Source organism: Kitasatospora sp. HUAS MG31 (assembly GCF_040571325.1).
Classification (GTDB): Bacteria; Actinomycetota; Actinomycetes; order Streptomycetales; family Streptomycetaceae; genus Kitasatospora; species Kitasatospora camelliae.
Genome location: NZ_CP159872.1, coordinates 4,025,160 through 4,039,264, shown reverse-complemented (window position 1 = coordinate 4,039,264; position 14,105 = coordinate 4,025,160). Strand labels below are relative to the sequence as shown.

12 protein-coding genes are annotated in these 14,105 nt (G+C 74.3%); 6 read left to right on the top strand and 6 right to left on the bottom strand.

The features are described 5' to 3' along the window. Nucleotides 1–5 precede the first annotated feature (5 nt). From ABWK59_RS18290 to ABWK59_RS18280, 3 genes are all read left to right on the top strand, one after another. Nucleotides 6–692 (top strand): DUF4232 domain-containing protein, encoded by a 687-nt coding sequence (locus ABWK59_RS18290; protein WP_354641659.1) that lies wholly within the window; start codon nucleotides 6–8, stop codon nucleotides 690–692. A gap of 97 nt (nucleotides 693–789) precedes the next feature. Further along, nucleotides 790–1,038, top strand: coding sequence for a type II toxin-antitoxin system CcdA family antitoxin (locus ABWK59_RS18285; protein WP_354641658.1), 249 nt, complete (start codon nucleotides 790–792; stop codon nucleotides 1,036–1,038). Further along, nucleotides 1,035–1,436: a DNA-binding protein gene (locus tag ABWK59_RS18280; RefSeq protein ID WP_354641657.1), complete on the top strand. Its 402-nt coding sequence runs from the start codon at nucleotides 1,035–1,037 to the stop codon at nucleotides 1,434–1,436. Before ABWK59_RS18285 ends, ABWK59_RS18280 begins: the two co-directional genes overlap by 4 nt. A 218-nt stretch (nucleotides 1,437–1,654) precedes the next feature. Here ABWK59_RS18280 and ABWK59_RS18275 read toward each other — a convergent pair whose 3' ends face one another. The 3 genes from ABWK59_RS18275 to ABWK59_RS18265 form a co-directional block, all read right to left on the bottom strand. After that, entirely contained in the window at nucleotides 1,655–3,850 is a 2,196-nt protein-coding gene (locus ABWK59_RS18275) for an ABC transporter permease (protein ID WP_354641656.1), read from the bottom strand. Beyond that, complete coding sequence (locus ABWK59_RS18270) at nucleotides 3,847–4,611, bottom strand: ABC transporter ATP-binding protein (RefSeq protein ID WP_354641655.1); 765 nt, start codon at nucleotides 4,609–4,611, stop codon at nucleotides 3,847–3,849. Before ABWK59_RS18270 ends, ABWK59_RS18275 begins: the two co-directional genes overlap by 4 nt. Before the next feature lie 112 nt (nucleotides 4,612–4,723). Beyond that, nucleotides 4,724–5,071, bottom strand: a complete 348-nt coding sequence (locus tag ABWK59_RS18265; protein WP_354641654.1) for a hypothetical protein — start codon at nucleotides 5,069–5,071, stop codon at nucleotides 4,724–4,726. 380 nt (nucleotides 5,072–5,451) lie between these two features. Between ABWK59_RS18265 and ABWK59_RS18260 the strand changes: the two genes are divergently transcribed. From ABWK59_RS18260 to ABWK59_RS18250, 3 genes are all read left to right on the top strand, one after another. Next, entirely contained in the window at nucleotides 5,452–6,006 is a 555-nt protein-coding gene (locus tag ABWK59_RS18260; RefSeq protein ID WP_354641653.1) for a hypothetical protein, read from the top strand. Between the two features lie 73 nt (nucleotides 6,007–6,079). Continuing rightward, nucleotides 6,080–6,895 (top strand): HAD family hydrolase, encoded by an 816-nt coding sequence (locus tag ABWK59_RS18255; protein ID WP_354641652.1) that lies wholly within the window; start codon nucleotides 6,080–6,082, stop codon nucleotides 6,893–6,895. A gap of 110 nt (nucleotides 6,896–7,005) precedes the next feature. Continuing rightward, nucleotides 7,006–7,602 carry a hypothetical protein gene (locus tag ABWK59_RS18250; RefSeq protein ID WP_354641651.1) on the top strand — a complete coding sequence of 199 codons (597 nt, stop codon included), beginning with the start codon at nucleotides 7,006–7,008 and terminating at the stop codon, nucleotides 7,600–7,602. A gap of 36 nt (nucleotides 7,603–7,638) precedes the next feature. On the opposite strand, the gene ABWK59_RS18245 is transcribed toward ABWK59_RS18250, so the two are convergent. From ABWK59_RS18245 to cydB, 3 genes are read right to left on the bottom strand one after another with little or no spacing between them, the layout of a single operon-like run. Then, nucleotides 7,639–9,423: a GAF domain-containing protein gene (locus ABWK59_RS18245; RefSeq protein ID WP_354641650.1), complete on the bottom strand. Its 1,785-nt coding sequence runs from the start codon at nucleotides 9,421–9,423 to the stop codon at nucleotides 7,639–7,641. Between the two features lie 32 nt (nucleotides 9,424–9,455). Continuing rightward, entirely contained in the window at nucleotides 9,456–13,040 is a 3,585-nt protein-coding gene (gene cydD / locus ABWK59_RS18240) for a thiol reductant ABC exporter subunit CydD (RefSeq protein WP_354645002.1), read from the bottom strand. Nucleotides 13,041–13,088: 48 nt separating this feature from the next. Continuing rightward, nucleotides 13,089–14,105 (bottom strand): cytochrome d ubiquinol oxidase subunit II, encoded by a 1,017-nt coding sequence (gene cydB / locus ABWK59_RS18235; RefSeq protein WP_354641649.1) that lies wholly within the window; start codon nucleotides 14,103–14,105, stop codon nucleotides 13,089–13,091.

The window sequence follows — 14,105 nt, the reverse complement described above, 5'->3', positions numbered from 1 at the left end:
ACCACGTGTTCGCCGCCCGCACCTCCCGCACCCGTCTGATCACCGCCGCCGCGACCGCCGCACTCGCCCTCTGCACCCTGACCGCCTGCGACGACGGCGCGGCCACCGCCGCGGGCCCGGCCTCCCCCAGCGGTGCCGCTCCGACCGGCGCCGTCGCCGGCTCCCCCGCCGCCGCGCCCGCCTCGAACGCCCCCACCGCCCACGCCGCCCCCACCGCTGCCGCGAAGACCGCCGCGCCGACGCGGACGCCCGCCGCCCCCGACAAGCAGGTCCCCTGCGAAGGCTCCAACACCAAGACGACCGCGGCCCCGCTGAACCGGCCCGTCAACCACATGCTGCTCACCGTCACCAACACCGGCACCGGCAGCTGCAACCTCTACGGCTACCCGGCCGTCCGGTTCGGCGAGGCCCAGGCCGTACCCCCGGTCATCGAGGACTCGCACCCGCAGGCCGTCGTCACGCTCAGGCCCGGCGAGTCCGGCTACGCCTCCGTGAACCTCGCCGCCGCCGACGGGAGCGCCGCCCACGGCCACACCGTGACCTCCCTGACCGTCTACTTCCACGGCCCCTCGGGCAACCAGAGCGTCGGCACGGGCGCCCGCCCGGCACTGCCGGCGACCGGCGTCCACGTGGACGACTCCCTCAAGGTCACGTACTGGCAGCGGTCACTCGACGAGGCCACCAGCTGGTGACGGCCGAGCGCCCCGAGGAGCAGCGGCACATGACCCGTCGGCCGCACCCGGCGCCAGGATGGCCCCACTCGGGCGCATACCGCAGTATGCTCGTGCCATGTCAGCAACCACGCGGATCACCGTGACGCTCCCGACGGAACAGGTGGCCGAGCTGAAGAAGCTCACCGACAACGTCTCCGGATACGTCGCGGAGGCGGTCGCCCGCCAGATTCGGCACCAGTTGCTCGCGGAGGATCTCCGCCGCTACCAGGAGGAGCAGGGCCGCTTCACCGATGAGGAGCTGTCCGAGGCGCACGCCAGGATCTTCGGCTCCGGCGGGGCCGCCGGTTCGGCGAGCGCCGCGTGACCGAGCGGTTCGAGACGGTCGTACTGGACTCCCAGGGACTGTCCTCGTGGATCCTGCAGGACCGCGCCGTGCTGGCGATGCTTCAGGTGTTCCACGCCATGGGGGCCGACTTCGTCGTCGGCGCGAACACCATCGTCGAAGCCACGCACGCACGCGTGAACGAAGCCCGGCTGAACTGGACACTCTCCCGGGTCAAGGTCGAGGCGGTCACCGAGCAGGCCGCGAGGGCCTCGGCCGCGCTGCTCAAGCAGGCCGGCCTGCACGGCCACAAGTACGCGATCGACGCGACCGTCGCCGAGATGGCGCTGCGCCAGCCCGGGCCGGTGGCCATGCTCACCTCCGACGTCGACGACATGTCCAAGCTCTGCGGCGGCCGGGTCCGACTCATCGCGATCTGACCCGGACCGCAGCGAAGCGGGGGTGGCACGGGCGCGCGCCCGGCACTGCCGGCGACCGGCGTCCACGGCGGTGTGACAGTCGTGACCAGCGACGTCGACGACCTGCGTCGGCTGTGCCACCGCCGGATCGCGGTCGAGCCGGTCTGACGGCCACCCGAGGACACGGGATCCGGCCGCGTCCCCGGGTGGCTGTCCGGTGGCCCGGGGCAGAGGCCGGATCAGTCGGCCTCCGGGGTCCAGCGGGCGGCTTGGCGGGTGGCTTGGGCGGCGCTGGCGAGCCAGCTGGCGAGGGCGAGCAGGAGGCTGGTGGCGGCCATGGCCATGACGCCGGTGTCGGAGAGCTTGCCCCCGATCAGGGGGACGGTCATCGGGGCGACCAGCCAGTAGTTCGCGATCAGTCCGATCAGTGTGGCGGCCACCAGCGGGAGCCCGATGGTCCAGGCCGCGATCGCCGCGTAGAGACTGCGCCGCCCGGAGAGGACGGTGAGCGGTGCGGCGGTCCGGCTGAACCGGAGGAACTCGCCGGCGTTGTTCACGGCCGCGGCCAGGCCGAGCGTGGTCAGCGCGACGATGCCGAACAGAATGGCCCAGTACACCGTCTGGGCGCGCTCGGTGGCGCCGATCAGCCAGGTGTAGCCGAGGGTGCCGACGTTGGGGCTGAGCGAGAGGTGCTGGTAGGCGGCCGACTTGATCGCGGGCAGCGGCAGCTCGGCACGCGAGTCGGAGACCAGGACGAGCTGCTGGACGGCGAGCGCGGCCTGCTGGTCCAGCGGCCCGGCGACCACGGTCAGGTGGCCGTCGGGGCTGCCCCAGTCGGCGAGTTCGGCGAGCCGGGGGTCGGACTGAGCGCGGGTGAGGACGGTCTCCCCGGTGCAGCCGATCCCGACCTGGGTGAGGGTCTCGCAGGGGGCTCGCAGGATCGGGCGGCCCTCGTCGTCGGGCTCGGTGAGTGCGAGGATGCCGATCCCGGACGGCAGGGCGGCGGCGAAGTCCGCGGTCCGCCGGGCATCGCCCGGGGCCTTGACGGTGACCACGCTGCCGCCGATCCGGTCGACGGTCCGCTGGGCCGCGATCATGGGTTCGCTGATCCGGCTGGAGTGCACCTGGACCTGGCCCATCAGGCCGATGCCGATCACCACGCCCGCCACCAACCGGGCGGTGACGCCCGGCCGTTCGGCCATCCACCGGCCGGCCACCAGAGCGCTGGAGCGGCCCGCGCGAAAGCCGAGCCGGGCCAGGGCGGCCCCGGCGCGGGCGGTGCCGAGCGCGATCACCGCGGGCAGCGTCGCCAGGGTGGCGACAACGCCCACCGCGTAGACGATGACGAACCAGAACGGGGAGCGCGCGGCGAGCAGTTCCGGTCCGCGGGTCGCGACCAGGAGCGCCACCGGGCAGATCATCGCCCGCAGCCGGGGCAGCCGGTCCGCTTCCGCGCGGGGCGCGGTGCGTCGGGAGCGGCGGCCGGCCGTGCCGGCGCGGTGCAGCAGCACCACCGCGCAGAGCACGGTGAGCGCGGCGAGCAGCCCGGCCCCGACCGCCTGCCAGGTGACTGCGCGGAGATCGGGCTGCGGCAGCTGGTACCCGGTCAGCGGGATCCGCAGGTCGGTGCTCAGGCCCAGCAGCCAGGGCAGCAGTCCGGCGGCGGTGCCGAGGAGGACGGGCAGGGCCGCCTCGCCCAGGTTGATCAACGCCCGGGCCGACCAGCCGCTGCCGAGGGCGTCGAGCAGGGCGGTCCGGCGGTCGCGCCCGGTGGCGCCGAGCCTGGCCGCGATGGTGGTGAGGACCAGGGCGGGGAGGACGAGGAGGCAGACCAGGGCGGTCTGCAGCACCCAGAGCGGCCCGATCAGGGTGTGTTCGCCGAAGCCGCCGAGACCCTCGGTTCCGAAGCCGACGATCTGGAACAGCCGCGCGTCGTCGAGGCGGGAGTCGACCGGCCGGACGTAGGCGAGCCGTTCCTGCGGGGACTCCAGGCCCTCGGTGCCGATGGTGCCCACGGTCCGGCCGAACCGGTCACCGATGCCGGCGTTCGCGCCCGCCTCCGCGAGAGCCGGGGAGAGCAGGGCCTCGCCGGGTCCCGGCCAGTGGTCCACGCCCGGGGGCAGGGGTGCGCCGTCGACCAGCGGGGCGATGAAGACGACCGAGTACTGCAGGTCGTCGATGGTGTCGTAGGTGTAGCCCCAGAGCGCGACGGGACGTTCGTCGGGCCGGGCGTCGAGGGTGACCGGGCTGCGTTCGGCGGACCGTACGGCCCGGCCGTCGTACACGGCGGCCGCGGCCACGACGGCGGTGAGCGCGGTGGCGAGCAGGCCGGTCGCGGCGAGCAGCGCGAAGAAGCGCAGCCGGTTCTCGCGGGCCCCGCGGCCGGCGGCCCAGCCGACCCTCAGGAGCTGGGCGGTCAGGTGGAGGCGCCTCATGCGGTGCCGTCCTCGGCTCCGCGGGCGGTGGTGGGGCCGCCCCGGTGGTCGACGAGGACGCCGCCGCGCAGTTCGAGCCGCCGGTCGGCACGGTCGGCGACGGTGCCGTCGTGGGTGACCACGACCAGGGCGCAGCCGTGTGTGCGGGGCAGGGCGAACAGCAGGTCGCAGACGTGGTCGCGGGTGGCCTGGTCGAGTGCGCCGGTGGGTTCGTCGGCGAGCAGCAGGGCGGGGCGGTTGATCAGGGCGCGGGCGACCGCGACCCGCTGGCGTTCGCCGCCGGAGAGCCGGCCGGTGCTGGTGCGGTCGGCGGGCACGCCGAGTTCGTCAAGGAGTTCGCGGGCCTGGGCGACGGCGGTGTTCCGGGACTGGCCGGCGAGCAGTCCGGCCAGCACGACGTTCTCCACGGGGCTGAGTTCCGGGAGGAGTTCGCCGAACTGGAAGACCACACCGATGTGGTCGCGCCGGTGGTGGGCGCGGCGGCGGGGGGAGAGTGCGGTGACGTCGGTTCCGGCGACGCTGACGCGGCCGGAATCGGGGGTGATCAGTCCCAGCGCGCACATGAGCAGGGTGCTCTTGCCGCTTCCGCTGGGTCCGGTGACGGCGACCGAGGTGCCGGACTCCACGGTGAGGTCGAGTCCGTCGAGCAGTGTGCGGTCGCCGATGCGGTAGGAGGCGGCGGTGACGACCAGCGGCGCGCCGGCGACCGGGGCCCTCCCCTGGTTCGGCACGCGGTCCGCGCTCGTGGTCTGCTGCCCCATCGTGGAGTTCCCCTTCGTCAACCGGGCAGGGGCCCACCCCGGTCGTGGTGGGCCCCGCCGTTCCGGTCCGGTCGGTCACGGCCCTGTCGGGCCGTGCTCAGGACACTGTGGATCAGGCGGCCCAGCCGCCACAGGTGTCCGAGGCCCACTGCTCCTGGCGGCAGGCGCGGATCTTGTAGACCTGGGCGCCGTCGGAGGTGGCGACCGTGCCGGAGCCACTCTTGTTCCACAGGTTCCGGACCTCGCCCGGGGCGGACTTGCGCTCGTACTGGCCGTAGGCGGAGCGGCTGTCGGCGCTGGTGTCCTTGACGTTCACCTTGCCGTCGGTGACGCCGCTGTCCGACCGCGAGGTGTAGGCGTTCGAGCCGGCGGTGGTGGACGAGAGCGCGAAGGCCGGGGCGCTGGCGAGCAGCGCGCCGATGCCGAGCGTGACGACGGCGAGGCGCTTGGCGACTGCCATGTGTTTCTCCTCTGGTGAGGCCCCCCGCGGGGCAGCAATCGGGCGCCTGTTCGGCGCCCGACCAAGATCAAACCACTGTTGACCAAGAAGAAGAAGTCATGGACACAACATGGCCGATTGCTGCTCATCTCGGCGTTCTCGCAGGTCAATCCATGGACAACTCGATGGACGGGCGACTCTTGGAGGCCGTCCCGGGGGCCGCCACCCCACCGCTCGGCGGGGCCGGTCGGCAGGGCGGTTTTCGGCCATCCGGGCGGCCGTCGGTCCGAAGTCGGTAGGGTGTCCGGTCGTCGGATCGGAGGCCGGGGGACGGCCTGGGACGGGGGAATGTGATCGTGACGGTTCGCAGTGTTCGCGGTGCTCGCGGTGTTCTCGGTGCGGTGGCGGTGACGGCGGCCTCGGTGCTGCTGCTGACGGCGTGTGAGCCCGACGGTTCGTCGGATGCGGCCGGTGGTGCGACCGCCGCCGCCACGACCGCGCCGACCGGGGCGCCGCAGCCCACCGGCACGGCGGCGGCCTCGCCGTCGGCCAAGCCGAGTGCGGCGAAGTCCACCGCCGGGGACGCGCCCGGCCGGGAGTGCACCACGCCGAAGCCGGCCGCCGGCCACAAGATCGCGTACCCGGTGCGGCAGCCCTCCAAGGACTCGCTGTACTGGAAGGACACCCGGTTCGTCTGCGACGCCGCGGGCGGCCACTACGAGCCGACCGGCGCCGAGCAGCACCCGCTGGTCTTCTCGGTGGACGCCACCGGCGAGCTGGTCGCCCCGGGCGGGCGCAAGCAGAAGGTCGAGTACCTGGGCCAGCTGTGGCAGCACATCGGCGACTGCCTGGCCGGCGGCGACAAGCAGCACCCGTGCTCCCCGTACCCGGCGTACGACGTCACCCTCGACGCCCAGGGGCAGATCGCCGCGATCTCGGAGATCCCGCACGCCTGACGCGGCGGGCGGGCCCGGTCACCACGGGCCCGCCCCCTCACGGTCGCGACGGCGGGTGCGGGAAGATGGGGCGATGACCACCAGCACGCCCCGCCCCCGCCTGATCGCCACCGACCTGGACGGCACCCTGCTCGGCCCCGGCGGCGCGGTCTCACCCCGGACGGCGACGACCCTGGCCGCGGCCGAGGAGGCGGGCATCCAGGTGGTCTTCGTGACCGGTCGGCCGCCGCGCTGGATGCGGCAGCTCAGCGGGCACATCGGCGGCCACGGCGTGGCCATCTGCTCGAACGGCGGCGCGATCGTCGACGTCCGCCGCGGCGAGCTGCTGGAGAGCTTCCCGCTGCGGCCCGCGGACGCCCTGGCGGTGGTCCGGGCCCTGCGCGAGGCGCTGCCCGGGACGGCCTTCGCCTTCGAGTACCCGGGCGGCTTCGCCCGCGAGCCCGAGTACACCGTGGTGATGTGGGAGTCCGACAAGGAGCACCCGGTGGCCCCCGCCGAGGAACTGCTCGCGGACGGGCAGGTCGGCGGCCTGTTCAAGGTGCTGGCCAAGCACCCGGACCTGGGGCCCGACGCGTTCCTGGCCCGAGCCCGTGAGGCGGCCGGCGACCTGGCGGAGATCACCAGGTCCAGCCCGATCGCCCTGCTGGAGATCAGCGCCCGGGGGGTCACCAAGGCGAGCACCCTGGCGAGCTGGTGCCGTGAGCAGGGCATCGACCGGTCCGAGGTGGTGGCCTTCGGCGACATGCCGAACGACCTGGAGATGCTGGCCTGGGCCGGGCGCTCCTACGCCGTGGCCAACGCCCACCCCGAGGTGCTGGCCGCAGTGGCCCGGCACACCGTGAGCAACGAGCAGGACGGCGTCGCCGCGGTGATCGAGACACTGTTCTGAGGATGTCTCAGAACGGTCTCCCGGCCCGAACCGACAGCCCAGGTCGATAGTCTGTGCGACCGTCGGATCCGCAGCCGTCCCGGCTGCGACTACCTGGGGGAATCATCACCGTGTCTTCTCGCAAGCTCCTGCTGGCCGTCGTGGCCGCGACCGCCGCCCTCACACTCACCGCCTGCGAGGGCGACGGCTCGGACACCGCCGGCGCCCAGGGCGCGCCCACCACGGCCGCCGCCACGAGCTCCGCCGCCGCACCGAGCACGGCGCCCACGGCCTCGAAGTCCACCGCCGCCAAGCCCACCGCGGCCAAGCCCACCGGCGGCGCCACCCGGACCGCCGACCCCAGCTGCGCGCCGAAGCTGTCGGCCGGCCACAAGGTGGTCAAGGTCACCAAGCACGCCACCGCCACCCAGCTGTTCGCCGCCGACACGGTCTACGAGTGCAAGATGCCCGACCAGGGCTGGTGGGAGAACGGCCCGGAGAAGACCTACCCGGTCGCCGCCAACGCCAAGGCGGTGCTCTCGGACGCCGGCAAGAAGCCGGCCGTCCCGGTCGCCAAGCTGGTGGAGCACCTGAACAAGTGCCTCGACGGCACCAAGGACACCTACCAGTGCGACACCGGCACCGAGTACGAGATCACCGTGGACGGCTCCGGCAAGGTCACCGCCATCGAGGAGCTCTGGGGCCCGCAGCTCCCGTCCGAGTTCTGACCCCTTCGGCCCGGACCGGCCACCGGCCCCGGCCCGCTACAGCCGGGCGCTCCAGCGGATCCGGGTGCCCCGGCCGTCCGGACCCGGCTCGTGCCAGGCGTCCCCGCCGAGCGCCTCGGCCCGCCGGGTGAGGTTCTTCAGACCGCTGCGCCGCCCGCCGGCCGGGATGCCGACACCGTCGTCCGTGACGGTGAGCAGGACCCCCGGCCGGCCGGGCCGGTCCGGGGCCTGCGGGTCGCCGGAGAGCGGGCGCCCCTCCTCGTCCAGGTGGACGGTGGCGTCCACCTGGACCGAGACCCTGGAGGCCCGGGCGTGCCGGGCCGTGTTGGAGAGCATCTCCCGCAGCGCGGCCAGCAGCTGACGGGCTGTCTGGTCACCGACCAGGCTCTCCATCGGCCCGGCGAAGGTGATGCCGGGCTTGAAGCCCAGGGCCGCCGCGGCCTGGCTGCCCTCCCGCAGGACACGGGTGCGCAGGGTGTCCGGCTCGTCGTCGGTGTCGCCGTGCTGCAGCGCGTAGATGGTGGTGCGGACCTCCTGGATGGTGGCGTCCAGCTCGTCCACCGCCTGGCCGATGCCCGTCCGCACCTCGGGGACGACGCTGCGGCGGGCCGCGCTCTCCAGCATCATGCCGGTGGCGAAGAGCCGCTGGATGACCAGGTCGTGCAGGTCCCGGGCGATCCGGTCGCGGTCCTGGAACACGGCCAGCCGCTGCTTGTCCCGCTGGTACTCGGACACCCGCAGGGCCAGCGCCGCCTGCGAGGCGAAGGTCTGCGCGAGCTGCTGCTCGGAGGCGCTGAACGGCGCGGTGCCGGGCCGCCGCCAGACGCACAGCGCGCCGAGCACCCGGCCCGAGGAGACCATCGGGACGGCCAGCGAGGGGCCGAACGCCCGGGCCGGACGGATCACCGCGGTGGGCTCGGACGCCAGGTCGTCGATGGAGACGCTCTCCCCCGCCAGCAACCGGCCCGCGAAGCCCTGCGCCTGCACCAGCTCGCCCTTGAGGTACTCGGCGGCCTCGCCGGAGGCGTGCGCGACCCGCAGCCCGCCCTCGCCGGCCGGCAGCAGGATCATGCCGAGCGCCGCGTCGGCCAGGTCGCGGACCTGCTCGGCCGCCACCGTCAGGGCGATACCGGCCTCGTCGGTGGAGAGCAGCGCGGTGGTGACGGCGGCGGCACCGGAGATCCAGCGCTCCCGGCGGCGGCCCTCCTCGTACAGCCGGGCGTTCTCGATGGCCACGCCGGCCGCGGCGGCCAGGGCGTGCACCACCTGCTCGTCCTCGGGGGTGAAGCCGCCGCCGCCCTTCTTCTCGGTGAGGTAGAGGTTGCCGAACACCTCGCCGCGGACCCGGATCGGCTCGCCCAGGAAGGACCGCATCGGCGGGTGGTGCGGCGGGAAGCCGGAGGAGCGCGGGTCGGCGCCCAGGTCGGCCAGCCGGAGCGGCTCCGGGTTCTCGATCAGCGCGCCGAGGATGCCGCGCCCGATGGGGAGTTCACCGATCCGGGCGGCCGTCTCGTCGTCGATCCCGACGTGGATGAAGTCGGACAGCCCGGGCCCGTGGCGGGAGATCACCCCGAGGGCCGCGTACTCGGCGTCGACCAGTTCGGCGGCGCCGGTGGCGATCCGGTGCAGGGTGGCGTGCAGGTCCAGCCCGGCCCCGACCGAGACCACCGCCTCCAGCAGGCGCTGCATCCGGTCGGTGACCGCGGCCGCCGACTGGAGGCGCTCGGAGACCTCGGTGACCAGGGTGTCCAGGCCGAGCGAGGAGATCTCCGGCACCCGCGGGGGCGTCGGCTCGGGGGTGGGGTCCGCCGGTCTCTCCATGCAGCCCAGTCTGCCCCGGTTCGTCCCGTGCGTCAGACCGGCTCCAGAAGCGTGTCGGCCGCCAGCTCGCGCCGCCGCATCGCGGCGAGCCGCCCGTCCTGACGGGCGATCAGCTCGGACCAGCGGCCACGCTCGACGACCTCGCCGGCGTCCAGGACGAGCACCTCGTCCACCGTGGCGTCGTCCAGTCCGGCCAGCCGGTGGGTGATCAGCAGGGTGGTCCGGCCCTCGGTGGCGGCCAGCAGGTCCGCGGTGAGCGCGTCGGCGGTGGGCAGGTCCAGGTGCTCGGCGGGCTCGTCCAGCACCAGCACCGGGAAGTCCGCCAGCAGTGCCCGGGCCAGCGCCAGCCGGCGGCGCTGGCCGCCGGACAGCCGGGCGCCGTGCTCGCCGACCATGGTGTCCAGGCCGTCCGGCAGGGTGTCCACCCAGTCGAGCAGCCGGGCGGCGGCCAGCGCCCGGCGCAGATCCTCCTCGCCGGCACCGGGCGCGGCGAGGCGGAGGTTCTCCCGCAGCGAGCTGTCGAAGACATGGGCGTCCTGGGCGCACAGGCCGATCACCCGGCGGACGTCATCCGAGGCGAGCTCGCGGCTGTCCACAGGCTGTGGACAGCCCAGCTCGACCCGGCCCTCGCGCTGGTCCAGGAACCGCAGCAGCACCTGCGCCAGCGTCGTCTTGCCCGAACCGGACGGACCGACCACCGCGATCCGGCGGCCCGGGGCGAGGTCCAGGTCCACCCCCGACAGCGCGTCCCGCTCCGCCCCCGGCCACCGGGCGGACAGCCCGCGGACCGCGACCGGCAGCGGCTCGGCGGGCAGCGGACGCGGCTCGGCCGGCTCGACCACCGGCTCCGGCGCGGTCAGCACCTCGTCCAGCCGGGCCCGGGCGGCCCGCGCCCGCTCACGGAACCGGACCGCGGTCGGCATCCCCGCCACCCCCTCGAACGCGGCCAGCGGCGTGAGCACCACCAGCGCCAGGCACACCGGCTCCAGGGCGCCCGTCCGCACCCCCCACACCCCGGCCGCCGCGGCCAGCGTCACGGTGAGGCCGGTCACCAGCGCCGTCAGCCCGGCCGAGAGCGCCGCCCCCGCCGCACTGCGGGCCGCCAGCGCCGTCAGCCGCCCGTCGGCCGCCCTGACCCCGGCCAGCCGGGCAGGCAGCGCACCCGCGACCGTCAGCTCCGCCGTACCGGTGAACGTCTCCACCACCGCGGTCGACAACTCACCCCGCGCCGGGGACTGCCGCCGCTCCGCCCGCCCCGACAGCAGGGCCCCCAACGCCGGGACGACGGCCCCCGCCAGCACCAGCCCCACCGCCAGCACGGCCCCCGCCAGCGGCAGGAACGCCGCCAGCGCCGCCGACGCCCCGAGCGACACCACCACCGCGACGGCGGCCGGCAGCCGCCAGCGCAGGTAGTGGTCCTGCACCGAGTCCACGTCCGAGACCAGCCGGGCCAGCAGATCACCCCGCCGGTACGCCGGCAGCGCCGCCGGGGCCAGCCGCTCCAGGCGGGCGTAGACGGCGGTCCGGACGCCGCCGAGGGCGGACAGCACCGCGTCGTGGGAGAGCAGGCGCTCCGCGTAGCGGAACACGCTGCGGCCGATCCCGAACGCCCGGACGGAGGTGACCGCCATCATCAGGTACAGCACCGGGGGCATCTCCGACGCTCGCGAGATCAGCCACCCCGACGTCGCCATCAACGCCACCGCACACCCGAGCCCCAACGCCCCGAGCCCCACCGACGGCCAGAGTCTGGGCGCGGCACCCGGGCCCCTCAGGGGCGCGGGGAACTGCGCGGTCCGGAGGGCACCCTCGGCAAGATCCGGTTCGGACCCCGGCTCGTTGTTCGGTACGGCCTCCGGCAACCGGGTTCGCCCTTCCAGGGGCACCGACTGCGGGAGGGGGATGCTGTCGGCGCCGGACCTGACCGTCTGAGCCTCCCGGTTCGCGCAGTTCCCCGCGCCCCTGGTGGTGACCCCGCCCGGGGTGGGGGTGAGCCCGTGCGCGGCGGTGAGGTGGTGGCGGTGGTCGGCGGTGGTGAGGAGGGCGGGGCGGTGGGCGATGAGGAGGATGGTGCGGTGGCCGCGGAGGGCGGCGAGGGCGGTGACGATCGCGGCTTCGCTCGCGCCGTCGAGGTTCGCCGTCGGCTCGTCCAGCACCAGCAGCGGCCGGTCGGTGAGCAGGGCCCGCGCCAGCGCCAGCCGCTGCCGCTGCCCGGCGGACAGGCCGGCCCCGCCCTCGCCGAGGACGGTGCCGGGCTCGGCGAAGCCGTCCGCGTGGGCGGCGGCGAGGGCGTCGCGGACCTGGAGGTCGGTGGCGTCGGGGCGGGCGAGCCGGACGTTCTCGGCGACGGTCCCGGCGAAGAGGTACGGGTGCTGCGGCACCCAGGCGATCTGCCGGCGCCAGCCGTCGAGGTCGTGGTCGGCGAGGTCGCGGCCGTCGATCAGGACGCGCCCGCGGTCCGGCGGGGTGAAGCCGAGCAGGACGGAGACCAGGGTGGACTTGCCGGCACCGCTGGGTCCGGTGATCGCGGTGGTCCGGCCGGGCGGGAGGGTGAGCGAGAGGCCGTCGAGGGCGGGGTGGCTGCGTCCGGGGTGGGTGACGGTCACGTCGGCGAGGGTGATGACGGCGCGGTCCAGTGGCGGGACCGGGTGGGTGCCGCCCGCGGGGAGCGGGGTCTGCAGGACCTCGAAGATCTCCCCGGCGGCGGTGAGCCCCTCGACGCTGGAGTGGTAGAGCGCGCCGACCTGGCGGATCGGCAGGTACACCTCGGGGGCGAGGACGAGGACCAGCAGCCCGGTCTCCAGGTCCAGGGTGCCGTTCACCAGCCGGAAGCCGATGGAGACGGCGACCAGGGCGACCGAGAGGGTGGAGAGGAGTTCCAGAGCGAAGGAGGAGAGGAAGGCGATCCGCAGGGTCTTCAGGGTGGCCCGGCGGTAGTCGTCGGTGATCCGGGCGATGGTCCGGGCCTGGTGCTTGGCCCGGTTGAAGACCTTGAGGGTGGGCAGGCCGGCGACCACGTCGAGGAAGTGGTGGGAGAGCCGGGAGAGTCCGGCCCACTGGCGGTCCATCCGGCTCTGGGTGGCCATGCCGATGAGCACCATGAACAGCGGGATCAGCGGCAGGGTGACCGCGATGATCGCGGCGGACTCCCAGTCGGCGCCGAGGATCCGGGCCAGCACCACGGCGGGCACGACCACGGCCAGGGCCAGCTGGGGCAGGTACCGGGCGAAGTAGTCGTCCAGGGCGTCGATGCCGCGGGTGGCGAGGGTGGTGAGCTCGCCGGTGCGACGGCCCGTGAGGTAGGCCGGGCCGAGGGCGGTGGCGTGTTCCAGCAGGCGGCGGCGGAGGGTGGACTTCACCCGGGCGACCGAGCGGTGGGCGGCGAGCTCGGTCAGCCAGGCGACGGCGGCCCGGCCGAGGGCGACCAGGGCGAGGCCGAGCAGCGGCCCGGTCAGGTCGTAGCTGTGCTGCTGGAAGGCGCGGACGACGATCTCGGCGATCAGGCTGGCCTGGGCCACCACCAGGACCGCGCCCGCCCCGCCGAGGATCACGGATCCGGCGAGGAAGGCGCGGGTGGTGCGGGCGTGGGCCAGCAGCCGGGGGTCGACCGGGCGCATCGACTGCCGTCGTTCCATGGCTGTTCCCCGTGGGTCAGTGGTCAGTGGTCAGTGGTCGGCGGCCGGGGCCGCGGCCGGGATGTGCTGGACGCCGATCCGCTTGCGGAACACCCAGTACGTCCAGCCCTGGTAGAGCAGCACGATCGGGGTGAACACGGCCGCGACGACGGTCATCACCTTGAGGGTGTAGGCCGAGGAGGCGGCGTTCTCCACGGTGAGCGACCAGGCGGGGTCGAGGGTGGAGGGCATCACGTCCGGGAAGAGCGCCAGGAAGAGCATGGCGACGGCGGCCACCACGGTCAGTCCGGAGAGCGCGAAGGCCCAGCCCTCGCGGCCGATCCGGTTGGCGCCGAGCGCGGCGAGCAGGGCGAGCACGGCGACCACCAGCGCGGCCAGGCTCCAGCCGTCGCCCTGGTCGGCCTGGGTCCAGATCAGGAAGCCCAGCGCGGCCGGGGCGGTGGCGAGGCCGAGCACGGCGGCCTGGGTCCGGGCCCGCTCGCGGATCTCGCCGACCGTCTTGAGGGCGGCGAACACCGCGCCGTGGAAGGTGAACAGCAGCAGGGTGACCAGGCCGCCGAGCAGGGCGTACGGGGTGAGCAGGTCGCCGAGGCCGCCGATGTAGTTCTTCTGACCGTCGATCGCCGTGCCGTGGACGATGTTGGCGAAGACCACGCCCCACAGGAAGGCGGGGACGAGGGAGGTCCAGAAGATGGCGAGCTCCCAGTTCCGCTGCCAGCGCTCGTCGGTGCGCTTGGCCCGGTACTCGAAGGCCACGCCGCGGACGATCAGGCAGACCAGGATCGCCAGCAGCGGCAGGTAGAAGCCGCTGAACAGGGTGGCGTACCAGTCCGGGAAGGCGGCGAAGGTGGCGCCGCCGGCGGTCAGCAGCCAGACCTCGTTGCCGTCCCAGACCGGGCCGATGGTGTTGATCAGGACTCGCCGCTCGGTGGTGTCCCGGGCGAGGGTGCGGGTGAGGATCCCGATGCCGAAGTCGAAGCCCTCCAGGAAGAAGTACCCGGTCCACAGGACGGCGATCAGGATGAACCAGACGTCGTGAAGCTGCAT

What these genes read in the sequence shown, in the direction of transcription:
- ABWK59_RS18285 (WP_354641658.1), top strand. Translation starts at nt 790, where the DNA reads ATGTCAGCAACCACGCGGATCACCGTGACGCTCCCGACGGAACAGGTG.
- ABWK59_RS18275 (WP_354641656.1), bottom strand. Translation starts at nt 3,850, where the DNA reads ATGAGGCGCCTCCACCTGACCGCCCAGCTCCTGAGGGTCGGCTGGGCC.
- ABWK59_RS18270 (WP_354641655.1), bottom strand. Translation starts at nt 4,611, where the DNA reads ATGGGGCAGCAGACCACGAGCGCGGACCGCGTGCCGAACCAGGGGAGG.
- ABWK59_RS18265 (WP_354641654.1), bottom strand. Translation starts at nt 5,071, where the DNA reads ATGGCAGTCGCCAAGCGCCTCGCCGTCGTCACGCTCGGCATCGGCGCG.
- ABWK59_RS18255 (WP_354641652.1), top strand. Translation starts at nt 6,080, where the DNA reads ATGACCACCAGCACGCCCCGCCCCCGCCTGATCGCCACCGACCTGGAC.
- ABWK59_RS18245 (WP_354641650.1), bottom strand. Translation starts at nt 9,423, where the DNA reads ATGGAGAGACCGGCGGACCCCACCCCCGAGCCGACGCCCCCGCGGGTG.
- cydD (WP_354645002.1), bottom strand. Translation starts at nt 13,040, where the DNA reads ATGCGCCCGGTCGACCCCCGGCTGCTGGCCCACGCCCGCACCACCCGC.
- cydB (WP_354641649.1), bottom strand. Translation starts at nt 14,105, where the DNA reads ATGCAGCTTCACGACGTCTGGTTCATCCTGATCGCCGTCCTGTGGACC.